The 19,565-nt window shown below is 38.3% G+C and carries 32 protein-coding genes and 3 pseudogenes; 29 read left to right on the top strand and 6 right to left on the bottom strand.

Annotated elements, in window-relative coordinates:
- The 3 genes and pseudogenes from DSY56_RS11240 to DSY56_RS11230 all read left to right on the top strand — a co-directional run.
- Window positions 1–218: pseudogene (locus tag DSY56_RS11240) on the top strand (hypothetical protein); the annotation flags it as partial.
- 10 nt (window positions 219–228) lie between these two features.
- Window positions 229–1,644 carry a cholesterol-dependent cytolysin pneumolysin gene (gene ply / locus DSY56_RS11235; RefSeq protein ID WP_112445756.1) on the top strand — a complete coding sequence of 472 codons (1,416 nt, stop codon included), beginning with the start codon at window positions 229–231 and terminating at the stop codon, window positions 1,642–1,644.
- 669 nt (window positions 1,645–2,313) lie between these two features.
- A complete protein-coding gene (locus tag DSY56_RS11230; RefSeq protein WP_000532882.1) occupies window positions 2,314–3,030 on the top strand; it encodes a YebC/PmpR family DNA-binding transcriptional regulator in 717 nt (238 codons plus the stop codon).
- 86 nt (window positions 3,031–3,116) lie between these two features.
- On the opposite strand, the gene DSY56_RS11225 is transcribed toward DSY56_RS11230, so the two are convergent.
- The 3 genes from DSY56_RS11225 to DSY56_RS11215 all read right to left on the bottom strand — a co-directional run bounded on the left by DSY56_RS11225 (window position 3,117) and on the right by DSY56_RS11215 (window position 6,066).
- Window positions 3,117–4,244: a tyrosine-type recombinase/integrase gene (locus tag DSY56_RS11225; protein WP_112445754.1), complete on the bottom strand. Its 1,128-nt coding sequence runs from the start codon at window positions 4,242–4,244 to the stop codon at window positions 3,117–3,119.
- Window positions 4,245–4,523: 279 nt separating this feature from the next.
- On the bottom strand, window positions 4,524–5,288 hold the full coding sequence (locus tag DSY56_RS11220) for a hypothetical protein (protein ID WP_001031294.1): 765 nt from the start codon (window positions 5,286–5,288) through the stop codon (window positions 4,524–4,526).
- A 1-nt stretch (window position 5,289) separates the two neighbouring features.
- Window positions 5,290–6,066, bottom strand: a complete 777-nt coding sequence (locus tag DSY56_RS11215) for a S24 family peptidase (protein WP_081574876.1) — start codon at window positions 6,064–6,066, stop codon at window positions 5,290–5,292.
- Window positions 6,067–6,219: 153 nt separating this feature from the next.
- On the opposite strand from DSY56_RS11215, the gene DSY56_RS11210 reads away from it, so the two are divergent.
- Window positions 6,220–6,357 (top strand): hypothetical protein, encoded by a 138-nt coding sequence (locus DSY56_RS11210; protein ID WP_000969962.1) that lies wholly within the window; start codon window positions 6,220–6,222, stop codon window positions 6,355–6,357.
- A 283-nt stretch (window positions 6,358–6,640) separates the two neighbouring features.
- On the opposite strand, the gene DSY56_RS11205 is transcribed toward DSY56_RS11210, so the two are convergent.
- Window positions 6,641–7,336 carry a hypothetical protein gene (locus tag DSY56_RS11205; protein WP_112445752.1) on the bottom strand — a complete coding sequence of 232 codons (696 nt, stop codon included), beginning with the start codon at window positions 7,334–7,336 and terminating at the stop codon, window positions 6,641–6,643.
- Window positions 7,337–7,557: 221 nt separating this feature from the next.
- On the opposite strand from DSY56_RS11205, the gene DSY56_RS11195 reads away from it, so the two are divergent.
- A complete protein-coding gene (locus tag DSY56_RS11195) occupies window positions 7,558–7,764 on the top strand; it encodes a helix-turn-helix transcriptional regulator (RefSeq protein ID WP_050201102.1) in 207 nt (68 codons plus the stop codon).
- Window positions 7,765–7,958: 194 nt separating this feature from the next.
- On the opposite strand, the gene DSY56_RS11190 is transcribed toward DSY56_RS11195, so the two are convergent.
- A complete protein-coding gene (locus tag DSY56_RS11190; protein WP_188111580.1) occupies window positions 7,959–8,180 on the bottom strand; it encodes a hypothetical protein in 222 nt (73 codons plus the stop codon).
- A gap of 82 nt (window positions 8,181–8,262) precedes the next feature.
- Here DSY56_RS11190 and DSY56_RS11185 point away from each other — a divergent pair, with 82 nt between their 5' ends.
- Window positions 8,263–8,517, top strand: a complete 255-nt coding sequence (locus DSY56_RS11185; RefSeq protein ID WP_112445748.1) for a hypothetical protein — start codon at window positions 8,263–8,265, stop codon at window positions 8,515–8,517.
- Between the two features lie 79 nt (window positions 8,518–8,596).
- Here the strand turns inward: DSY56_RS11185 and DSY56_RS11180 are convergent, their stop codons facing one another.
- Entirely contained in the window at window positions 8,597–9,082 is a 486-nt protein-coding gene (locus DSY56_RS11180; protein WP_112445746.1) for a hypothetical protein, read from the bottom strand.
- Window positions 9,083–9,134: 52 nt separating this feature from the next.
- On the opposite strand from DSY56_RS11180, the gene DSY56_RS11175 reads away from it, so the two are divergent.
- From DSY56_RS11175 to DSY56_RS11075, 23 genes and pseudogenes are all read left to right on the top strand, one after another.
- Entirely contained in the window at window positions 9,135–9,296 is a 162-nt protein-coding gene (locus DSY56_RS11175; protein ID WP_112445744.1) for a hypothetical protein, read from the top strand.
- 92 nt (window positions 9,297–9,388) lie between these two features.
- Entirely contained in the window at window positions 9,389–9,661 is a 273-nt protein-coding gene (locus DSY56_RS11170; RefSeq protein ID WP_050253752.1) for a hypothetical protein, read from the top strand.
- Entirely contained in the window at window positions 9,658–9,852 is a 195-nt protein-coding gene (locus DSY56_RS11165) for a hypothetical protein (protein WP_112445742.1), read from the top strand. Before DSY56_RS11170 ends, DSY56_RS11165 begins: the two co-directional genes overlap by 4 nt.
- Window positions 9,849–10,040 (top strand): hypothetical protein, encoded by a 192-nt coding sequence (locus DSY56_RS11160; protein WP_112445740.1) that lies wholly within the window; start codon window positions 9,849–9,851, stop codon window positions 10,038–10,040. The genes DSY56_RS11165 and DSY56_RS11160 overlap by 4 nt, the downstream gene beginning before the upstream one ends.
- A gap of 11 nt (window positions 10,041–10,051) precedes the next feature.
- Window positions 10,052–10,393 carry a hypothetical protein gene (locus DSY56_RS11155; protein ID WP_112445738.1) on the top strand — a complete coding sequence of 114 codons (342 nt, stop codon included), beginning with the start codon at window positions 10,052–10,054 and terminating at the stop codon, window positions 10,391–10,393.
- Window positions 10,393–10,874: pseudogene (locus DSY56_RS11150) on the top strand (siphovirus Gp157 family protein). The gene DSY56_RS11155 and the pseudogene DSY56_RS11150 overlap by 1 nt, the downstream one beginning before the upstream one ends.
- Window positions 10,874–11,233 (top strand): hypothetical protein, encoded by a 360-nt coding sequence (locus DSY56_RS11145; protein ID WP_112445736.1) that lies wholly within the window; start codon window positions 10,874–10,876, stop codon window positions 11,231–11,233. Before DSY56_RS11150 ends, DSY56_RS11145 begins: the two are co-directional and overlap by 1 nt.
- Window positions 11,233–11,697, top strand: a complete 465-nt coding sequence (locus DSY56_RS11140) for a hypothetical protein (RefSeq protein ID WP_112445733.1) — start codon at window positions 11,233–11,235, stop codon at window positions 11,695–11,697. The genes DSY56_RS11145 and DSY56_RS11140 overlap by 1 nt, the downstream gene beginning before the upstream one ends.
- Window positions 11,666–12,841, top strand: a complete 1,176-nt coding sequence (locus tag DSY56_RS11135; RefSeq protein WP_112445731.1) for a DEAD/DEAH box helicase family protein — start codon at window positions 11,666–11,668, stop codon at window positions 12,839–12,841. The genes DSY56_RS11140 and DSY56_RS11135 overlap by 32 nt, the downstream gene beginning before the upstream one ends.
- Before the next feature lie 11 nt (window positions 12,842–12,852).
- Window positions 12,853–13,167: a hypothetical protein gene (locus DSY56_RS11130; protein WP_112445729.1), complete on the top strand. Its 315-nt coding sequence runs from the start codon at window positions 12,853–12,855 to the stop codon at window positions 13,165–13,167.
- Between the two features lie 10 nt (window positions 13,168–13,177).
- A complete protein-coding gene (locus tag DSY56_RS11125; protein ID WP_112445727.1) occupies window positions 13,178–13,888 on the top strand; it encodes an ERF family protein in 711 nt (236 codons plus the stop codon).
- 38 nt (window positions 13,889–13,926) lie between these two features.
- Entirely contained in the window at window positions 13,927–14,079 is a 153-nt protein-coding gene (locus DSY56_RS11120) for a hypothetical protein (RefSeq protein WP_160109931.1), read from the top strand.
- Window positions 14,072–14,464: a single-stranded DNA-binding protein gene (gene ssb, locus DSY56_RS11115; RefSeq protein ID WP_007518739.1), complete on the top strand. Its 393-nt coding sequence runs from the start codon at window positions 14,072–14,074 to the stop codon at window positions 14,462–14,464. Before DSY56_RS11120 ends, ssb begins: the two co-directional genes overlap by 8 nt.
- 12 nt (window positions 14,465–14,476) lie before the next feature.
- Window positions 14,477–15,304 carry a bifunctional DNA primase/polymerase gene (locus DSY56_RS11110; protein WP_112445723.1) on the top strand — a complete coding sequence of 276 codons (828 nt, stop codon included), beginning with the start codon at window positions 14,477–14,479 and terminating at the stop codon, window positions 15,302–15,304.
- 4 nt (window positions 15,305–15,308) lie between these two features.
- Window positions 15,309–16,688, top strand: coding sequence for a virulence-associated E family protein (locus DSY56_RS11105; protein WP_234990589.1), 1,380 nt, complete (start codon window positions 15,309–15,311; stop codon window positions 16,686–16,688).
- A 379-nt stretch (window positions 16,689–17,067) separates the two neighbouring features.
- Window positions 17,068–17,220 (top strand): DUF7204 family protein, encoded by a 153-nt coding sequence (locus tag DSY56_RS12130; protein WP_173213994.1) that lies wholly within the window; start codon window positions 17,068–17,070, stop codon window positions 17,218–17,220.
- Window positions 17,220–17,558, top strand: coding sequence for a hypothetical protein (locus DSY56_RS11100; RefSeq protein WP_112445719.1), 339 nt, complete (start codon window positions 17,220–17,222; stop codon window positions 17,556–17,558). Before DSY56_RS12130 ends, DSY56_RS11100 begins: the two co-directional genes overlap by 1 nt.
- Before the next feature lie 150 nt (window positions 17,559–17,708).
- On the top strand, window positions 17,709–18,185 hold the full coding sequence (locus DSY56_RS11095) for a class I SAM-dependent methyltransferase (protein ID WP_112445717.1): 477 nt from the start codon (window positions 17,709–17,711) through the stop codon (window positions 18,183–18,185).
- The gene (locus tag DSY56_RS11090; RefSeq protein WP_112445715.1) at window positions 18,182–18,442 is read left to right on the top strand and encodes a DUF1372 family protein; all 261 of its coding nucleotides are present in this window, start codon (window positions 18,182–18,184) and stop codon (window positions 18,440–18,442) included. Before DSY56_RS11095 ends, DSY56_RS11090 begins: the two co-directional genes overlap by 4 nt.
- Entirely contained in the window at window positions 18,439–18,861 is a 423-nt protein-coding gene (locus DSY56_RS11085; RefSeq protein ID WP_050199228.1) for a DUF7448 domain-containing protein, read from the top strand. Before DSY56_RS11090 ends, DSY56_RS11085 begins: the two co-directional genes overlap by 4 nt.
- A gap of 11 nt (window positions 18,862–18,872) precedes the next feature.
- Complete coding sequence (locus DSY56_RS11080; RefSeq protein ID WP_112445713.1) at window positions 18,873–19,253, top strand: YopX family protein; 381 nt, start codon at window positions 18,873–18,875, stop codon at window positions 19,251–19,253.
- On the top strand, window positions 19,246–19,425 hold the full coding sequence (locus tag DSY56_RS11955; protein WP_160109930.1) for a hypothetical protein: 180 nt from the start codon (window positions 19,246–19,248) through the stop codon (window positions 19,423–19,425). The genes DSY56_RS11080 and DSY56_RS11955 overlap by 8 nt, the downstream gene beginning before the upstream one ends.
- Window positions 19,376–19,565, top strand: a pseudogene (locus DSY56_RS11075) (hypothetical protein); the annotation flags it as partial. The gene DSY56_RS11955 and the pseudogene DSY56_RS11075, both read left to right, overlap by 50 nt.

Genomic DNA, 19,565 nt, shown 5'->3' with positions numbered 1-19,565 from the left:
CGGATCTAGCTCGTAATCCTTTTACAAGACCAACCTTGATTGACTTAGATAAGGTATTTATGTTGGATAATACGGTCATTCCGACTTCTTATCTAGCCAGACGGCGACGCAATGTCTCAGAAGAATTGTACGAGGAAATTTTGGATCACTTAGTCCAACCACGGCTGATTTTGCTGAACAAGTCTGAGTTTATGCAACTCAATCCAGGAACTTATTAGGAGGTAGAAGATGGCAAATAAAGCAGTAAATGACTTTATACTAGCTATGGATTATGATAAAAAGAAACTCTTGACCCATCAGGGAGAGAGTATTGAAAATCGTTTCATCAAAGAGGGGAATCAGTTACCCGATGAGTTTGTTGTTATCGAAAGAAAGAAGCGGAGCTTGTCGACAAACACAAGTGATATTTCCGTGACGGCTACCAACGATAGTCGCCTCTATCCTGGAGCGCTTCTCGTAGTGGATGAGACCTTGTTAGAGAATAATCCCACTCTTCTTGCGGTCGATCGTGCCCCGATGACTTATAGTATTGATTTGCCTGGTTTGGCAAGTAGTGATAGCTTTCTCCAAGTAGAAGACCCTAGCAATTCAAGTGTTCGCGGAGCGGTAAATGATTTGTTGGCCAAATGGCATCAAGATTATGGTCAGGTCAATAATGTCCCAGCTAGAATGCAGTATGAAAAAATCACGGCTCACAGCATGGAACAACTCAAGGTCAAGTTTGGTTCTGACTTTGAAAAGACAGGGAATTCTCTTGATATTGATTTTAACTCTGTCCATTCGGGCGAAAAGCAGATTCAGATTGTTAATTTTAAGCAGATTTATTATACAGTCAGCGTAGATGCTGTTAAAAATCCAGGAGATGTGTTTCAAGATACTGTAACGGTAGAGGATTTAAGACAGAGAGGAATTTCTGCAGAGCGTCCTTTGGTCTATATTTCGAGTGTTGCTTATGGGCGCCAAGTCTATCTCAAGTTGGAAACCACGAGTAAGAGTGATGAAGTAGAGGCTGCTTTTGAAGCTTTGATAAAAGGAGTCAAGGTGGCTCCTCAGACAGAGTGGAAGCAGATTTTGGACAATACAGAAGTGAAGGCGGTTATTTTAGGGGGCGACCCAAGTTCGGGTGCCCGAGTTGTAACAGGCAAGGTGGATATGGTAGAGGACTTGATTCAAGAAGGCAGTCGCTTTACAGCCGATCATCCAGGTTTGCCGATTTCCTACACAACTTCTTTTTTACGGGACAATGTAGTTGCGACCTTTCAAAACAGTACAGACTATGTTGAGACTAAGGTGACAGCTTACAGAAACGGAGATTTACTCTTGGATCATAGTGGTGCCTATGTTGCCCAATATTACATTACTTGGGATGAATTATCCTATGATTATCAAGGTAAAGAAGTTTTGACTCCTAAGGCTTGGGACAGAAATGGCCAGGATTTGACGGCTCACTTTACTACTAGTATTCCTTTAAAAGGGAATGTTCGCAATCTCTCTGTCAAAATTAGAGAGTGTACCGGGCTTGCCTGGGAATGGTGGCGTACGGTTTATGAAAAAACCGATTTGCCACTAGTGCATAAGCGGACGATTTCTATTTGGGGAACGACTCTTTATCCTCAGGTAGAAGATAAGGTAGAAAATGACTAGGAGAGAAGAATGCTTGCGACAAAAAGAGGCAATGATCTCTCTGCGAATATCTGAAAGTTTATCTCTTGCCTAGCGATTTCCATTGGAGTAGGCTCGTGATGTTAAAATGAGTCTATCAAACAGGATGTGTAAAAAAGTAAAAAGGGTAGTGAAAATCCTTGCTATACAGGGAATTAGCTACCTTTTACTTGTTTTAGAAGTGCCGTTGTACTAGTCTAACTTCAATATCATGTAAAATCAAAAAGAGCATAAATTTCTGTTTCGGGAACATATAAATTATAGTTTTGTTTAGAAACTCTTCTATTGATTTCTTAGAATACAATAGTGCCTATAAGAACTGTTGAATTTCAAAGTATTTACTTGAACTATCATATGTCTGGAGTAGACTGTCAACAAAAGCTGCAGTATGATTGTTTTTGTCGCTTATATCTACAACCTCAAAACAGTAGCTTGAGCGGACTTTGTCAAACTTGGCTGAAACTTTCTATTTGCAGATAATGGTCTAGTTTGTTTTTTGAATGTTGATAAGGATGGAAAGGCAAGGAAATCTTGGCAACTAAAGTGCTCTCCTAGCTCGATTTGCTTAATAAAATCCATTTCCTCTAGTGAAAATCGAAAAAACTTGTGTTATAATAAGAAAGATTAAAATGTGAAAAAAGGAGATTCCTAATGGGACGTAAATGGGCCAATATCGTAGCCAAGAAAACGGCTAAAGATGGAGCTAACTCTAAAGTATATGCAAAATTTGGTGTAGAAATCTATGTAGCAGCTAAAAAAGGTGATCCAGACCCAGAATCAAACTCAGCCTTGAAATTCGTGATCGACCGTGCTAAACAAGCCCAAGTGCCAAAACACGTTATCGATAAGGCTTTGGACAAGGCTAAGGGAAACACAGACGAAACCTTTACAGAAGGACGTTACGAAGGTTTTGGACCAAATGGTTCTATGTTGATCGTGGATACTTTGACTTCAAACGTTAACCGTACAGCGGCTAATGTTCGTGCAGCTTTTGGTAAAAATGGAGGAAACATGGGCGCTTCAGGTTCGGTTTCATACCTCTTCGATAACAAGGGTGTTATCGTATTTGCAGGTGAAGATGCGGATGCAGTCTTTGAGCAATTGCTAGAAGCGGATGTGGATGTGGACGATGTGGAGGCAGAAGAAGGTACAATCACAGTTTACACAGCTCCAACTGATCTTCATAAGGCTATCGTTGCTTTACGTGAATCAGGTATCGAAGAATTCCAAGTGACTGAATTGGAAATGATTCCTCAGTCAGAAGTGGAATTGTCAGGCGATGACCTTGAAACCTTTGAAAAACTTTACAGCGTTCTTGAGGACGACGAAGACGTACAAAAAATCTACACGAACGTAGACGGATTCTAGTGACAAAAAAATAACCCTTGGAAATACTGGATTTTCAAGGGTTATTATTATTTTGTGCGAATGAAAGGGGCAGGAAAGGGGCAAAATTAAAAAGTACTATCTAACGTTTCTACGAGTTTACCCTCCATATCTTGTGTAGTGTGGGAGTATATTTCTAAAGTCATTTTTGCGTTTGAGTGACCAACACGATCCATTATTGATTTGATAGGTAATCCAGACTCTGCTAAAAACGAGATGTGAGAATGTCTGAAAATATGACTAGATAAATTTTTTTCTATTCCAGCTTTCGCACCGTATTTTTTTATAATTTGAATAAAAGATGCTAATGTTATTGGGCTATTCCAGACTTCTAAGCAAAAGATATAATCATCATCTTTTAGCGGCTGATGGCGTTCAGTGAGGCGGATCACTTGACGCTGTATGGCCTCTATAACCGCATCTGATACCAATATTGTTCTAATGGATTTTGCGGTTTTTGGCAATGTTTTTATTTTGTTTACTGAATCAAAATTACCTGTAATCTCAATTTTTTTATTTTGGAAGTCTATATTTTTGAGTTGTAATGCTGTCAACTCTCCATATCTCATACCAGTAAGAGCAAGAACCGTTACCATATCGGCATATTTTTGTTGATACGGTTGATTGTTTAGTGCGTCTATTAATGTTTTGATTTCTTGCATAGTCAAAAACTTGTTGCGCTTTTTTTCAATATCTTCTAAAGTTTCCGGCTTTTTAGGAATAACCGTGTAATTAACCTCGTTATTTCCGATATAGGAGTATTGAACTGCATAATTGAAGACGCTTTTGAGTCTGCTGCGGACTCTATAAGCTGTATGATAGCCATTGCTATCAATAATATTTTCAATCTTGCTCTGGATATATCGTCTATCGATATTAGCTAGTAAAGTGTCAGATGGTATTTCTTTTTTCATAGTTGCATCAACAAAAGTATAATTGTGTTTTGTAGATGCCTTTACTGTTTGCGCCCATGATTTATAGAAAAGGTTATAGATTTCTTCAAATGTAATGCTTTCTACTTGTTTTGTGCTGAGTTTTTTATTTATCTTCTCTTGCAACAAGATAGCAGCTTGATTTCTTGCCTGGGGAGTTTTCTTCTCCATGGTCACTGAAACTTTTTTTAATTTCTCAGTATAAGGGTCTTTATATCGCTCAAAAAATTTGTATTTTCCGTTGGGAAGTTCTTCCATCCACATTGCGTTTACCTCACTTTTTTGTTAAAATGGGTATAAGAAAAAGAGCTTTTTAATGCTTTTTTTCTTACCACTAGCCTCACACTCTCGGTCTGCAAACTTCTGAGCGTGGGGCTTTTTTGAGTTGTTTCCAAAATGGAAACAGTTGCTAGATAAAAAGAAAAGTAGCCGTATCAAATACGGCTACCATCACGATATGGATCTAAAATCCAAATGTAAACTTTATGGAGCTAAACTCCTAATAGCTGTATTGTAATATAATTATTAAAAAATGTCAAGAGATTAGAAAAGGTATAATTCTTTTAACTTTTCGTTAATTTTGTCCAATGTGTTATCAGATACTTTCATTTTTCCGATTGGATCTAATCTATTTTTCTTTAAAATTCTATCTTTGCTGATTGTTTGAAGGTTATTACACTTGGCATAAGAACGCTTAATGTATTTTTTGTAATATTGAGTTAATTCAATAACGTCAGTTATTTCTGATTGTGTCCGTTTAAGGTTGTCACCGTCTATTATCTTAGGTTGAATTATTTCGTTTGAAAATTGTTCTGTATAAGCTTGGTAGACATCCAATAAGGCAGCTTCAGTAATTGCATTATTGGAATCTAAATATTTTAGGTAGGCAAATAATTCTTTGTGTAATTTTTCAATATATTCATCAAGCAAAATAGAAGGATATTCCGCAATGACTTCGTCTATGAGTACAGTATCTATTTGATTTTTAGATGTTAGAGGAATTACTGTAAGTGTTTTTTTATAGGGACTATCTACTTTGTCTAAGACAATAGCCCAATGATTATTTGATAATTCTCCGCCTATATTTACACCGAACTCTACGAATATCAGAGAGCCACGACTGAATTTCCAATATTTTCTTTTTTGAGTCTTAGCTTCAAATAAGAATTGTTCAGATTGTCTTTTAACTGCTGGTGCAAGAAATCGGTATTTAGAAGATGTATGTTTTGCTTTACCAAGTTTATAGAGTTTTTCAACTTCTATGTAGTTTTGTTTGGTTTGTTCAAAATATGGATTTTCTTTGTTCATTTTATTCCCCTCTATACACCCCGATAACCGCATAGATCTTGATGTGTGTGTCTTCGGCTGGTGGGAAGTCTAGAATGATGTCTTCATACTTGTCATTGAGTGACACTAGGCGTAAGCGTCCGTTTTCGGTATATATCTTCTTGAAGTAAGAACGGTCTCCGTATGCGATAACTGCCAAATCGCCGTTGTAGGTGGTCAGTCCTTTGTCTACTAAATAGAGAATATCTCCGTCTTGGTAGTCAGGCTGCATGGAGTCTCCGCTGACCTTAGTCGCAATATCGTGACGTGGTGGTTGCTCGTCAACCTCTATAGTCTCTCTGTCTGTATCGTCATAACCAAATCCGTAGTTGAATCCGCTAGCTGCTGCCGTCTCAGATACTACCTCAACTTGGTACAAGCTGATAACTTCCGATACTTCGTTTATCTTCGCTTCTTCTTCGTTTTTCTGCTCTTTCAGAAGATCCTCAGACGTTCGTAGAACGATTTTTTTATTTTCAGTGTTTAATTTTCGAGCTGTGTTTGTAATTTCTTCTAAAAGGGAGTCTGACGGTTGAGCAGTAGAAATTTTGTTTTCGATAAGGTCAGATTTATTTATATTAAAATAGTTTGCCAAAAGTTCAATTTTACCAATCCGAGGATAAGTTATTCCTTTTAGCCAGTCACGAACTGTAGTGTATTTCAAATCCAAGTCTGCACATAATGTATTTCTGTCTACTCCTTTTTGCTCCATGTAAAAACTTAGATTATTGGCAAAAATTTCTTTGTTTTCGACTTTCATTTCCGCCCCTCCTTACATAGTATATTTTACGGCAAAAACGCAAAAAAGTAAAGAATAAAATAAAAAAATGCGAAAAAAACGCAAAAAACACTTGACATTGCGGTTAAACCGCAGTATAATATAATCAAGCTTAAGGGAAAGGAGGTAAGGCAAATGATGGAACACATCATAAAAAGCCTAGCAACCAAGGACACTGCAACCGTCATCTTGGTACTAGGCTTAACCAGAGAAGCACGTTTGTGGCACAAACAAATCTTAGAACACAAACGTAAGCTTCAAAATAAAAAGTAGAGAAAGGGGCAGAAGCCCCAACCTCTACTTGATAGTGTACCATCATTTGCCGTGAAAAGCAATGAGCGAAGAAACTGGATTGATAATCCTAGCAGGATTTGTGATTGTATCTTTTACTATTCGTCAGATAGTGAAGTACCGATATGATAAAAAAGATAAGGAGTAGGAAATATGACCGAACTAGAAACTCTAAAGGAAGAGATAGAAAAAAATGTAGCCATGGTAAATTACCTCAAAGGCTACATTAAGGGATTAGAAGAAAGGTTAGTTCGTCTAGAGCAAGCTAATTAGTATTATTAGGAGAAAATACGTTAGGGTATTTATTCTGCAACTCAAAGAATTTCTCTAGTTTTTCAGGATTTTGGAAGGCCATCATGATAATATCTTCTTGAGTTGTAGAATGATTAGTCTTTGAAATATTTTTCACTTCATGTGACAATTTTTCGACAGCGTCATAAATATTGTTAATTGTAGATGTTAATTGCGAGAATTCTTGAGTTGTAACGTAGTCCTTTCCATCATTATTTTTGTTTTTCAATGTTGAAAAATCTAAAGTTTCCTCGGTTTTTTGAATTCGTTCAATAGTTTTTTGAACAGAATCCAGCATATTTGTACCGCTGGCATTTTTTAAATCATACTGAATGATATTGATTGTCCGAATATCAAATGGAATATCTTCATCAGTTTGTTGTCTTAAAAATATAGTTGGTAAATCTAAGGCTTTACGATAGCCAAGTTCCAAAAAGACATTTGGATTATTTCCTGTTATATCAACAATAGCTAGGTCTGAATCTGATAAAGCCTTAAATATTTTTTCATCTATTTTATCAGAATGATATAGTTCATCGGCTCTTGTCACATCATACTTATCAGATAATGCTGGTTTAATAATGTGTTTTAAAACACTATCTGAATGATTCCTGATTTCTGATTTTTCTTGACCAATAGCGGAAACTACAAAACAAGTTTTTTTAGACATGAGATTTCTCCAATCGTTTTATTTTGATTATACCACATTTGAAAGCGAGTTAGAATTGGAAGATAAGATCATTGAACTTGCTGATTACTTCATCAGCGAGAACACAACGTACAGAGAAGCAAAAATAGCGTGTGAGAAGCTATTTAGACAAGTCAGCCATGAGATTGAACTCAGGGCGATGGAAAGTCAGATTAGATGAACTTAGATAAGGAGGTGGTAATGTGCAAAAAATGACTTTAAAAACACTAAGAACACTCAAAAATTGGAGACAAAGTGATGCAGCAGAAGCTGTAAATGTTTCGGTTGATACATGGGGGCATTGGGAACGTGGAATAACAGAGCCAAGTGTTTCAAAAGCGTATCAAATCGCTAATGTTTTTGAAGTATCAGTGGATGATATTATTTTTTTGCCCGATATTGCGGTTTAACCGTAACAATGTAATTAAAACCAAAAAAGCACCTGACGGCAATCAGGTACTCAACGGAAAGATTTGAGGAGGACGGATGGAAGAATTTATTGATGCTCTTGAACAAGAAAAAGACCACCTTGAAAAAATCATTAAGGTAGTCAGCTCTGGTGGTAAATTTCTGAGATTGCCGTATCAAAAAAAGTCACGCTCGATTAGTGAGAATCTGAAATTGATTTCTCAAAATCTTGATAGACTGAGTGAGCAAGTTCGATAAACCAAGCTTCGGCATCCATGATTTCAAGATGACGAAAGAAACCTGTTTTGGTTTCCAGTTCGGAATCGTGTGCATAACGTAATATTTCTCTAGCAAAGATGGTTTCAAAATCAAAGTCTTTACCATCATCGTAGATGTCGCGTTTGCTTGCTATTGTCAAATATTCTTTAAAAGTTATAAGGTTAACTCCTTTCTGTTTATATTATAGCAGAAATGGAGATTAGAAATAGAAAGGAGGATGGATGGAAGAACCAGACAAGTACCTTGAAATCTCTGGCAATATTGCTGGACGTATTGAACTGGAAACAGAAAAAGACCTACTTGTCCGTAGAGCGATGGTCATTGATGGACACATCGGTTTATGCGAACAAGCGGTCTACGTTGATAAGAAAGTGCTAGATAGCTACTGGGTCAAGATAGTAGAGTTATCTACTATTCCTGAAACCATCAACAGCGTTGACAGCACTGATTTGGTTAGGAAATGGTTGAACATGTAGGAAATAGAGGAGAAGGAAGATGAACGAACTAGGACTAATCATAGTAACAATCGTAAATGTAGTTTGTGCTGTAATAAATCTATTTTGCTTTATTAAAGACAGGATGGAATGATTTGTGTTTGAAAATGAAACGAATTCTCTTGCTAGTCTTGACCTTGATTTTACACGGTAAACTATCCAAGTAATAAGAATAAGTAATACTGCTATGGGGGAAAATAATTTCATCAACTTCGAAAGGATAGGAATGTAAATCATCTTTTCTCAAAATAAACTTTTGAAGTATTTGAAAAGGGAGGCTATCATATGGTTCGAAATGATTATCTTTTATTTCCTTTCCGTCATCATCGAACAATTGAATACTTTTGATTGTGTATGTGTTGTTACTTGGGTTAACAAGCTTAAAAGAATATTTGTAAGGTGCTTCATTTGACACTTCCATCGCATAGGCATCTGTTATCAATAATCGAGCTCTATTTATAAAAATTGAGTAAAACAGACCTGTGACACCCGTTATAGCACCAATCCATGCAGCAGAAATATTCAAAATATCAATCAAACTAAACATCAGAATTACCTCGTTTTTGATTTCATTATACCACAAACAGAAAGGAGTAGAGATGAGACCAATAGGACATCGGCTTAATGTTGAAGTTTCTGGTATTGAAGAATTCAAGGAAGCCTGTAAAGAAGTATCAAAAAAAGCCGAAGAATTGCAAGAAGCAATCGATCGACTTAGTCTTATTGAAGTTGAATTAAAAGCCAAGCTTGTCAATGATTAGACTTTCTGTCTAAGGCAAAACAAAAAAGCACCTAACGAAGTCAGGCGCTCATCAAAAATTACTAATTGAATTATAACACGAAAGGAGTAAAAATGGAAGCAGTTGAAATTGTAAGAATTAAAGATGTGATTATTGAAAAAGTCTCTGCTAATGATGAAGAATTAGAACACATCTTTGGATGCTCAAAGCGACAAGCGGGAGACATGAGACGCGAGATGAAAAAGCTACCTAGCCAACAGAAACATCTTAGGAATGATGGCCAACTTGTCACGATTAAAGGTTTTGATGCTTATCTGCAATACAGAGGAACTCGAACTTGGAAGAAAGAAATGGCGAAAAGCAAGAAAATGAGGTCAGTTGGATGAACCTACTAGCAAGAATTAAAAACTACTTTTCGGAAGATGTCGAAGAAACTAATATTGACTGGAAAGAGGTCGCTTTGGATCTCAATCAATCACTGATTGAAACACAAGAAAAACTTCAAGAATCAAATCAAGAAATCGCAGACTTGAAGAAAATCGTAGCAATCTACAAAGAAAAGGAAAACGCAAAATGATGGAATACATTTACCTGGTAACAATCGTAGGGATTGGACTATGGTCGCTAGTGAATACACTGGATGACCACGCTGAAATGAAGCGGCAAGAGCGTCAGCGAATAGCTAACAATGTCGCACGGATGAACCTGAGAAGTTCAGGTAAACAATTTACATATGATGTGGAACCGCCCGAAGGGTTGAAATAAGGAGAAGAAACATGACTCAAGCGGAACGAATCAGGGAATATTATAGAGAGCACCCTGCTGCCTCATGCGATGAAGTGGCTGAGGTTGTCGGTACAACAAATAGTAATGTGAGGGCGAATTTGGCCAAAGACATCAAGGCAGGCAGATGCGTTCGCTTGGAAGATAAGTCATACGACTACTCGCCTTACTATAACCATACACAGGCACTCACTGAATTGGTTGATTGGAAGAATGATACTAGACGTGAGTGGGTGGAAATGCTGACAAGAGCAGCAGAGAAAGAAACTGATAGCAACGTTATGCGTTTGCTAATCAAAGAAGCAAATAAATTGATGAAAGAGGTGACGAAGTAATGGCCAGTTTATACGAACTAACAGGTCAGTTCCTGACAATTTATCAAATGGATATTGATGACGAAACAAAAACGGACACTCTTGAGGCTATCGATTGGCAAGAACAATTCGAACAGAAAGCAGAAGGATATGCCCATGTTATCAAGAATTTAGAAGCCGACGTGGCCATGTACAAGGCTGAGGAAGAGAGCTTCAAAGCGAAGAAACAGGCAGCACAGAAAAAACTGGATTATGTCAAGGATAACATTATGACAGCTATAATGTCACAGGTCAAACCGAAGTTAAGAGTGGTGCCCTGATTATAAAAATTGCTAAGAATCCAGAATCAGTCAAGGTCAACGAAGATGACCTTCCGAAAAAATATTTTACAAAAAAAGTGACGCTTGCGCCGGACAAAAAAACACTCAAAGAGTTGCTTAAATCTGGTAAGAAAATTAAAGGTGCGGAGCTTGTCCGGACAGAAAAGTTGGTGATTAAGTAATGGAATTGATGAATAAAACACGAGTAACAGATTCACTAGCTGTTGTGATTGGACCAGAATCGATTGAAGTACTTGTTACTGAAGGTTTTCTATTTGATGTTGCAATTCGCTTTGTAAAAGTAGATGAAACAAATCTTGATCAAGGAAATGAAAAGCCGGTATTTACTCCAGAGTACAAGCTGGTAACAGTCGCTAAATATAAGGAAAAACCTATCTTTGAATCGGAAGAAGATATTCGAAAATTCGAAAAACAAGCAAAAGAAGTTAAATTGCTATTTGCCTTTGCAAAGGTGAATAAACAAAATTGGTTTAACACTGCCCTTTATCCAGGAGTGCTGACTGAGAAAGTTGGTGTTTGATGAAAATTTTAGCTATTGATCCAAGCAGTAATAAAATTGAAACCAGCACAACAGGAGTTGTCTTGTTGGATAATGCAAAGCTTGTTGACTATTGGGTAGTACCTTATGGCGCTCAAAACTTTAAAAACTGGTTCAAAGAGATTGGGCGCGGTCTTGAGTTCGACATAGTGGTCGTTGAAAAATTTGAGGTTAGGGACAATGATTATTCCAGGGACAACTCAGTTGTAGAAACTATTGCAGCCATTGAACTATGCTATCCGGACTTGGTTCTGCAGCGTAACGCAGGTTATCAGACAGATATACCAAATGACTTGCTGAAAGCTCTTGGGTTATGGTCCTTTGAAAAAAGCCACCACAACGATGTGAGGGCAGCTGCAAGGCTTGGGCTCTTCTATGCCCAGAGGAAAGATATTGAGGAGGTGATTGTGGACATTGGCAATCGAATTACGCAAATGGCAAGCTGAAGCAGTTAAACGAAGCGACCGTAATTGCCCTGGGATTTTCCTTGAGGCGTATGGGGGGCGTGGTAAGACCATCTGTGCTTTTGAAATAGCAAAGCACAAGAAAGCCAAAAAGGTCCTAGTAATCAATAATCGGTTGGCCATCCTGGATGGTTGGAGCAGCACTTATCAAAATCTAGGCTACAATACTGATTTTGAATTAGAAACCATGACGGACCGTAGATTACAGAACAGACTTGCAAGCGATGAGTCTATTGAGTGTGATGTGTTCATTATTGATGAGTGGCAGAATATGTCTAGTGATGCCAATGTGAAGGCTTATCAAAAGGTCAAACGTGGCTATACTGTAGGATTGTCAGCAACGCCCATCAGGAAGAAGGGACAAAACTTCTACCCGCTTGAAAAAACATTTTTTGGAATGGCTGATCCTAATCAAAAGGAAAACTGGCAACTAGCCCACGGCAAGATGAAGTATTCCAAGTTCAGCTATTCTAAGCAAGAGTGGGATGACTTCCGAGATTATGAAAGCTATGTAAGTAATCTGCCAAATTTTTTCCGCTGGGAAGAAGTAGAAGCTATTGAGGAAGCGGAGGAAAACAACGGATTTGAGGTTGTCTTTGAACCCATCTGGTGTCTAACAGCTAATCCGGAGGAATTAGAACAATTTAGGAAATTGAACATCGTTGGGAAAAATGGTAAATATGCCATGGCCAAACAAACATTTGGTCGAAAGACTTTTGAACGATATCTTACTCAGACAGGTTTTGAGATTGACTTTCCAAAGTTGAAAGCAGTTAATGCAGATACTCCAATGCTACTTCAATTGGATCTTCTGCTGACCAGTAAGACAGATATGTTGATAGTTAGCAAATCCAAGCAGATTGTAGAGGTCATTCGAGAACGTCATCCAGAAATTGGTATTTGGACTGGAGATAAGAAGGACTCCCTCGAACAGACAAATGTGGTTGCTACAAGCCAGGTGTTGGGTGTAGGGGTTGATGGCCTTCAGCATAAATTTAAAACTATTGTGGTCCTGGACCCTGTTAATCCATCGGATGGAGATTATGACGATTATCGCCAACTTTTATGGCGAGTAATAGGCAGCCGTCAACAACATGACGTGCGTGTCATTGAATTTTATTTCTAAGGAGAATCAAAATGAAACTTTCAAGTGATTATATTGTAATGCGTAACAAAGAAAACGGACAGTTTTTAAATGAACTCAAGAACAATCGTTCTTCATTAGCTACAAAGGCCGTTTTTGTGGACAATATTCAGAGTGCTCTTACAATGCCATACAATTCTTATCTCGAACAGAAAACAGCGGTAAAAGCAGCGGCCAAAGTACACGGAATGGAGGTTGTTCGGGTTAAGGCTACATTTGATCTAACTTATCCAAATGGTGGCGATGTTCAAAAAATCGAGCGTCAAAATACTAAGCCTGATTTGTTTGATCTATTGAGAAGTTTATAAAGGGGGATTTATGGTAACAAAACAACAATCCTCAATCTTTGTTACTTTACAGAGCATCCAGCAGAGTTTGGTTGCTCCGAAAGGACAGTATAATAGCTTTGGGAAGTACAGCTATCGGAGCGCTGAGGACATCTTAGAAGCGCTGAAGCCAATCTTGCAGGAACATGATGCGGTGTTGATTTTGCAAGACGGAATTGTGCAGATTGGTGATAGGTACTATGTCGAAGCAACTGCGACTCTTTATGCAGTTGGTGAAACCATTGGGACTACAGCATATGCTAGAGAAGATGATAGCAAAAAAGGGATGGATGGTAGTCAAGTCACAGGTGCTGCATCCAGCTATGCACGTAAATACGCGCTAAACGGACTCTTTATGATTGATGACAATAAGGATCCTGATACGGATGAATATCATAATCAGAATAACCAAACAGGCCGTACATCGCAAAAACCAGCTCAAAAAACAAATAGCCAGCAAGAGCAACCGGGCAAAGCTCCAGCTAAAAGTAACGGATTCAAAACCATTACAGGAGCACAGGCTAAAACCATTCGGACAGAACTCAAAAATATGGCAGAAGCTACAGGGAGTCCTGCTGCAACAATTGGAAAATGGTTCATCGATAAGATGGGTGTTGACAAACCTGAAAGCATCCCAGCTGGCCGTTTGAAAGAAGCTGAGCAGATTATCGCAGATGCGAAGAAAGCGAAAGGTATTGAATAATGGAAAAGAAGTATGTCGAACTTAATAGCGAGGAATCTTTGACTGGTACACAGTTGCTTATCGGAAAACAGGTATTAACTGCCTTGTTTGATATTATTACAGATGATAATAAGCAAGGTGTCGTTTTACCAATCTCTATCAATGAACATAACTTTAGCCTTGCGATTGAAAGGACGGAATCAAATGATTAACAATGCTGTACTTGTAGGGCGCATGACCCGTGATGCTGAACTCCGCTATACACCGCAAAATGTAGCAGTTGCGACTTTTACTCTTGCAGTAAACCGTACATTTAAGAGTCAAAATGGTGAGCGTGAGGCTGACTTTATCAACTGCGTTATGTGGCGCCAACAAGCCGAAAATCTTGCAAACTGGGCTAAAAAAGGCTCACTTATCGGGGTGACAGGCCGTATTCAGACTCGTAGTTACGATAACCAGCAAGGACAACGTGTCTACGTAACAGAAGTCGTGGCTGAGAATTTCCAAATGTTGGAAAGCCGTAATCAACAAAGTTCGAATGATACATTTGGGAATGACAACCCGATGGATATTCAAGACGATGATTTGCCGTTCTAAGGAGTAACTAAAATGGGAATGAAAGAATATGCTCTCAAATATCAAAAAGCGGGGTTTTCCGTAATTCCCGTAGTGCCTAACGGAAAGCAACCAGCGATTAAATTTGCAGATAAGCCACCAATGACTGCCCAGGAAATTGAAAATTACTGGAATCAGTATCCGGATAGCAATATTGCTGTTCGGACTGACAAATTTTTCGTAATCGATATTGACTTACATGGCAAGCATAACGGCTATGAGAGTCTGGCCAATTGGGAGCATCTGAACTTGATAACTCCAACACTTCAGGCGAAGACAGCCAGTGGCGGTAAACATATTTTTTATTTTAAACATCCTGATGTGTCCATGACCCAGATGATTAAATTTCTGCCCGGTGTGGATATCAAAGCGCATCCAAACAATTACGTAGTGGTAGCTCCGTCTAAAACTCCCAAAGGTGTCTATACTTGGGACAAGAAAAAGTCTAAAGAGGGTGGCACTATGGTTACGGCTAGTCGTTCTCTTGTTATGGCCATTAAGAAGGAATACAACAAAAAGAACTCTGGTAGTGACCTGGATAATATCTACTATCAAATTAGTAAAGGTGCTGGTAAGCGAAACAGGACAACAGAACTCTTTGAAATGGTTGTCCTAGGGTTTGGTAATGAAGGTAGCAGGAATGATACGCTCGCAAAGTTTGTCGGCGGACTCTTGAGTCGGTCAGTTGATCCAAACTATATCTTAACACTTGCAGAAACAGCCAATAATAATTCGGTAGAACCTCTTAGTCATAAAGAATTAAGTAGAACTGTCGAATCCATGATCAAGAAACACATGAGGGGGGGTGGCCAGAATAGGTGATGTCGTGAATATTTCAATTAAGCAGTTTTCACGTAGGAAGAAAAAAATATTGAACGAGGAAGGCGAAGAGATTGAAATTGAATCTATCGTGGCCGACAGTCCCAGAAATGTTCTGCTTGCAATGAAGAGCGATAACAAGCTCAACGACTTTCTCAGGCACAATGAATTTACTGGAGAACATGAAATTGTAGAGGATGTCAAACTAGATGCTATTCAGTTAAGAAAGGGGCAGTTACCGTCTGCCTTTGAATCCTATTTGAGTGTATACTTGGAAAATCACTTCAAGACAGTTTTCAAGGCTGGAGCATTAAGAGACGGTATCGAAGCATTTTTTGCAGAAAAAACCTACAATCCGGTTAAGGAATATATGGAAAATGCTTATGAGTCATGGGATCATAAAGAACGACTTGCCCAGGTATTTCAAACTTGGTTGGGTGCAGAGGATAGCATCTTTGTTCAGAAAATAGCTATTATGTTCTTTGTTGGTGCGGTATCTAAGGTTTTTAATCCCTGGGTCAAATTTGACTACACGCTCGATTTGGTCGGTGGTCAAGGTGCCGGTAAGACCACATTCTTGCAAAAGATAGCTGTTGACTGGTACACGGATTCGGCTAAAGACTTTATGGATAAAGATAACTATGAGATCATGCTAAAATCCCTGATTGTCAACGATGATGAGATGGTCGCGTCCAGAAAGACTACTTTTGATGAGTTAAAAGCGTTCGTGACTAAAACAGAACTTTCTTTCCGTAGATCCTACGGTCGCAGAGCCGAAAAATTTCCTAAAAACTTTGTTATCGCAAGGACCAGCAATAAAATCGAGTACCTGGGAGACAAGACTGGTGAACGGCGCTTTCTGCCTGTGCTGGTAGATGCAGGCCAACAGTTTGTCAAGCCGTTTGATATGACAGATCATGATGTGCTCCAGCTTTGGGGTGAAGCAGTCGCTATTTACAAAAAAGGATTTATGCTTACCTTTGATGATGAGTTCGAAAATGAGCTTGCGGTCTATAAGGAGAGCTTCACTTATAAAGATGAGGCAGAATCACAGGTATACGACTATCTTGAAATGCTGGTTCCAGAAGAGTGGGAAGACTTCTCAGTCACTCAACAGCATCAATATACCTGGTTCTATTTCAATGATGGCAGCTATCGCAATGAGTCCGGCCTGATATATGAAGGTGTGAAGCTTCAATCGAGTGTGTCTGCCAAACAGATATTAAAGAATGTTTTTGACATTGATAGTGCGAGAGGTGAAAAGATTGCTAGGAAAATCAAGTTGATTATGGACAACAATCAGGATTGGGAATACAAAATAAAGAAGGTTAAAGGTAAGACACTACGTGCATATTTTAGAAAAAATATACAAACAGAAGTGATGTAACCTTAGCGAAAATGATGTAACCTTTTAGGCAAAAAACGGTCAAAAATCGTGTTTCGGTTACATCAGGTTACATCATTGATGTAACCGCAGGAAAAACCAGTTATATCAAGGGTTTGAGTGCTGTTTTTGATAAAATTTTTAAAAAAGTGATGTAACCCTCCTAAACCCTTGATACTACTGCTGTTTTAGGGTGTCTATTAGTAAGGTTACATCATTTATATAAAATATTTAATAAGTAAAAATAGCAAGTGCTATAAACGTTGATATAACAGCATTCTTGTTTTTTATAAAATATGTTTTGCGAAAAGTGATGTAACCTGTAACCTTAGAAAAAATATTCACAAAATAAGCCTATTATTTAATAAATAAAGGAGAGAAAATGTCATACACAGTAACACTATATTTTGACAACATGGTAGACGAAACTCACTTTTTTAAGAAAGAAGGAGATGCTGCTAAATGCAAGGCTCAACTCGAGAGCAAGTATCGAGGTGAGCGAATATATAAAGTAAAGATGGAGGAGATGGAGTGATGAGTTATGATTTGGAAATCTTAGCGAAAATAGAAAACGGAGATTATATTCGTATCGCTGAACCTAAATATAGTTCTCCGACCTACAATCTCGGGAAGATGTTTAGAATTGCTATGGATTGGGATTTTGACCAAGACACTACGTACAACATAGCTGATGTTTTAGATAACATTCAACGCGGTATCTCTGAATTAGAACAGTATCCTGAAAAATATGTAAAGTATGAACCTGTAAATAAATGGGGAACGGTCAATGATGCATTAGATGTTTTGAAATCGTTAAGGGATTGTATTTTAGAACAAGATATTGACACGAAATATTTATATATGAGGTGGTAACATGAAACGACCTGAACGATACCCGTACACACGAAGCCAATGGGTTGAAGAAACCGTTGATCACTATACGTATAAAAGTGATATTTGCTATACAAGTCACATTTTAGAAAATAGACTTACTGGAGAAACTAAGAGCAAGGAAGTTGAGTGATGGGAGATATACGAATACTAGACGCTTGTTGTGGCAGTCGTATGTTTTGGTTTGATAAAAATGAGAGTCATACAACTTTCATGGACATCAGACAAGAAAAATTTGAAATACATGGAAAAAAGGTAAACGTAAACCCTGACGTTGTCGGAGATTTTCGTGATATGCCATTCGATGATGAAACATTTAATCTAGTAGTATTTGATCCGCCACATTTAAAATGGGCAGGTCAAAACTCAATTATGCGATCACAATATGGCCAGCTGGATAAAATTACCTGGTCGGAAGATTTAGCCAAGGGTTTTGAAGAATGTATGAGAGTTCTAAAAGTTGGAGGTACTCTAGTTTTCAAATGGTCTGATTGTCAAATCAACGTTAAAGAAGTTCTTAAATCTGTACCTTTTAAACCATTGTTTGGGCAACAAAGAGGTACTACGCATTGGATGGCGTTTATGAAATTTGAGGAGGTCACAGATTGAAACGATTCATAGCAATCTGGATATTATTGTCTGCTGGACTAAACATCTGGCAGATGGATAGGATTCGAGATTTGGAAGAGAAGAAGCCGATGGTGATCTATAAAGCTGACAACCAAGGCGCTGAGGTATTTGGTAAAGTCGTCGAGAAAGGACGACATGGCAAGCTATACACGCTTACCATTCGTGATTACGGTGTGTTCGTGGTTACGAAGGAGCAGTGGGATAAAGTTAAGGTTGGGGATGAGGTGTTACTATGACAGAAACTATTAAACTACCAGACTATTATGAGCCTGATTGGAAAAATGCAAGGTACGGGTCGTTGGAAGAGCTTAAAGAATTGTTGCTCTTTAAGCGTATTGTGAAATGGGATAAGGACTTTTTGCTGCTTGAAGACGGCACAAAGGTCACTATTGAAATGTCTGAAAGTGATTGCTGTGCCTCAGCAGGTGGGGAGTTCCAAGATGTATCACTTGACGCTGTGATTACTAATGTTGAAATTGGAGAACCGGAAGAAATCCCCGACCATTGGGGAACTGGTTATAAAAACAAAGTAACTATCTTCCATAATCAGAACCCTGTAGCTATTGCCAATTGTGAAGCAGAGCATAACGGCTATTATTACAGCGTAGGCTCTTTAGTGATTGGTGATATTCATTTTCCAGTTGTTAATGCTTAGGAGGATTTAACATGATTCCAAAATTTAGAGCGTGGGATACCACAAATAAAGAGATGTTTAAAGACACTTTCTCAATAACAGAAAGTGGGCAAGTTGTAGTGGTTGAACAGGAGGATGTCATGTGCCCTCCAGATTATGTTTTTGTTGATAATCTAGTCATCATGCAATCAACAGATATGGTTGATAGGGATGGCAATATTATCTTTGATGGCGATATAGTCAAAATGTCTAAGGATGTCTATTCTGAACCGACTTATTACGAGGTTGTAAGGCATTATGGAGGAGCCTATCGTCTTGAATCTAAACAACACGGATGTGAACTGTGGCTACGACATACTGATTGCGAGGTCGTGGGAAATGTATATGAAAACAAGGAGTTACTAGATGCCTGACGTAGAATGGATTATGGAGAATTGCCATATGATGCGTGACAATGGTATCTGGGCAGGAGAGAAACAGATTTCCTACGCTAGTCCAGATGGGCAATATACGTATTACATCAACAAGAGAAAAGATGGCACTTATTATTTACATGGAGCGTATAAACATTATGGCAGGACGTAGATGGACGGAAGACGAGGTTGATTATCTGGAGTGGTACGTCTTGTCCAGAGAAGAGCATGATTTAACACAGGCTTGCAAGTTTTTGGATAGAAGTTACCAAGCAGTTCGGTCAAAATTAGCCAAACTCCAGAAATACAATC

It is taken from the genome of Streptococcus sp. 596553 (assembly GCF_900411395.1).
Classification (GTDB): Bacteria; Bacillota; Bacilli; order Lactobacillales; family Streptococcaceae; genus Streptococcus; species Streptococcus mitis_BA.
The sequence above is the reverse complement of the archived record's forward strand: the minus strand, read 5'-3'. Positions and strand labels throughout refer to the sequence as shown.

Excerpts from the sequence above, each read along its gene's own strand:
- ply (WP_112445756.1), top strand. The coding sequence starts at position 229 with ATGGCAAATAAAGCAGTAAATGACTTTATACTAGCTATGGATTATGAT.
- DSY56_RS12130 (WP_173213994.1), top strand. The coding sequence starts at position 17,068 with ATGTCATACACAGTAACACTATATTTTGACAACATGGTAGACGAAACT.
- DSY56_RS11225 (WP_112445754.1), bottom strand. The coding sequence starts at position 4,244 with ATGTGGATGGAAGAACTTCCCAACGGAAAATACAAATTTTTTGAGCGA.
- DSY56_RS11145 (WP_112445736.1), top strand. The coding sequence starts at position 10,874 with ATGGAATTGATGAATAAAACACGAGTAACAGATTCACTAGCTGTTGTG.
- DSY56_RS11155 (WP_112445738.1), top strand. The coding sequence starts at position 10,052 with ATGACTCAAGCGGAACGAATCAGGGAATATTATAGAGAGCACCCTGCT.
- ssb (WP_007518739.1), top strand. The coding sequence starts at position 14,072 with ATGATTAACAATGCTGTACTTGTAGGGCGCATGACCCGTGATGCTGAA.
- DSY56_RS11210 (WP_000969962.1), top strand. The coding sequence starts at position 6,220 with ATGATGGAACACATCATAAAAAGCCTAGCAACCAAGGACACTGCAACC.
- DSY56_RS11955 (WP_160109930.1), top strand. The coding sequence starts at position 19,246 with ATGCCTGACGTAGAATGGATTATGGAGAATTGCCATATGATGCGTGAC.
- DSY56_RS11130 (WP_112445729.1), top strand. The coding sequence starts at position 12,853 with ATGAAACTTTCAAGTGATTATATTGTAATGCGTAACAAAGAAAACGGA.
- DSY56_RS11230 (WP_000532882.1), top strand. The coding sequence starts at position 2,314 with ATGGGACGTAAATGGGCCAATATCGTAGCCAAGAAAACGGCTAAAGAT.
- DSY56_RS11085 (WP_050199228.1), top strand. The coding sequence starts at position 18,439 with ATGACAGAAACTATTAAACTACCAGACTATTATGAGCCTGATTGGAAA.
- DSY56_RS11180 (WP_112445746.1), bottom strand. The coding sequence starts at position 9,082 with ATGTTTAGTTTGATTGATATTTTGAATATTTCTGCTGCATGGATTGGT.
- DSY56_RS11125 (WP_112445727.1), top strand. The coding sequence starts at position 13,178 with ATGGTAACAAAACAACAATCCTCAATCTTTGTTACTTTACAGAGCATC.
- DSY56_RS11215 (WP_081574876.1), bottom strand. The coding sequence starts at position 6,066 with ATGAAAGTCGAAAACAAAGAAATTTTTGCCAATAATCTAAGTTTTTAC.
- DSY56_RS11095 (WP_112445717.1), top strand. The coding sequence starts at position 17,709 with ATGGGAGATATACGAATACTAGACGCTTGTTGTGGCAGTCGTATGTTT.
- DSY56_RS11165 (WP_112445742.1), top strand. The coding sequence starts at position 9,658 with ATGAACCTACTAGCAAGAATTAAAAACTACTTTTCGGAAGATGTCGAA.
- DSY56_RS11185 (WP_112445748.1), top strand. The coding sequence starts at position 8,263 with ATGGAAGAACCAGACAAGTACCTTGAAATCTCTGGCAATATTGCTGGA.
- DSY56_RS11220 (WP_001031294.1), bottom strand. The coding sequence starts at position 5,288 with ATGAACAAAGAAAATCCATATTTTGAACAAACCAAACAAAACTACATA.
- DSY56_RS11160 (WP_112445740.1), top strand. The coding sequence starts at position 9,849 with ATGATGGAATACATTTACCTGGTAACAATCGTAGGGATTGGACTATGG.
- DSY56_RS11205 (WP_112445752.1), bottom strand. The coding sequence starts at position 7,336 with ATGTCTAAAAAAACTTGTTTTGTAGTTTCCGCTATTGGTCAAGAAAAA.
- DSY56_RS11140 (WP_112445733.1), top strand. The coding sequence starts at position 11,233 with ATGAAAATTTTAGCTATTGATCCAAGCAGTAATAAAATTGAAACCAGC.
- DSY56_RS11175 (WP_112445744.1), top strand. The coding sequence starts at position 9,135 with ATGAGACCAATAGGACATCGGCTTAATGTTGAAGTTTCTGGTATTGAA.
- DSY56_RS11080 (WP_112445713.1), top strand. The coding sequence starts at position 18,873 with ATGATTCCAAAATTTAGAGCGTGGGATACCACAAATAAAGAGATGTTT.
- DSY56_RS11170 (WP_050253752.1), top strand. The coding sequence starts at position 9,389 with ATGGAAGCAGTTGAAATTGTAAGAATTAAAGATGTGATTATTGAAAAA.
- DSY56_RS11110 (WP_112445723.1), top strand. The coding sequence starts at position 14,477 with ATGGGAATGAAAGAATATGCTCTCAAATATCAAAAAGCGGGGTTTTCC.
- DSY56_RS11100 (WP_112445719.1), top strand. The coding sequence starts at position 17,220 with ATGAGTTATGATTTGGAAATCTTAGCGAAAATAGAAAACGGAGATTAT.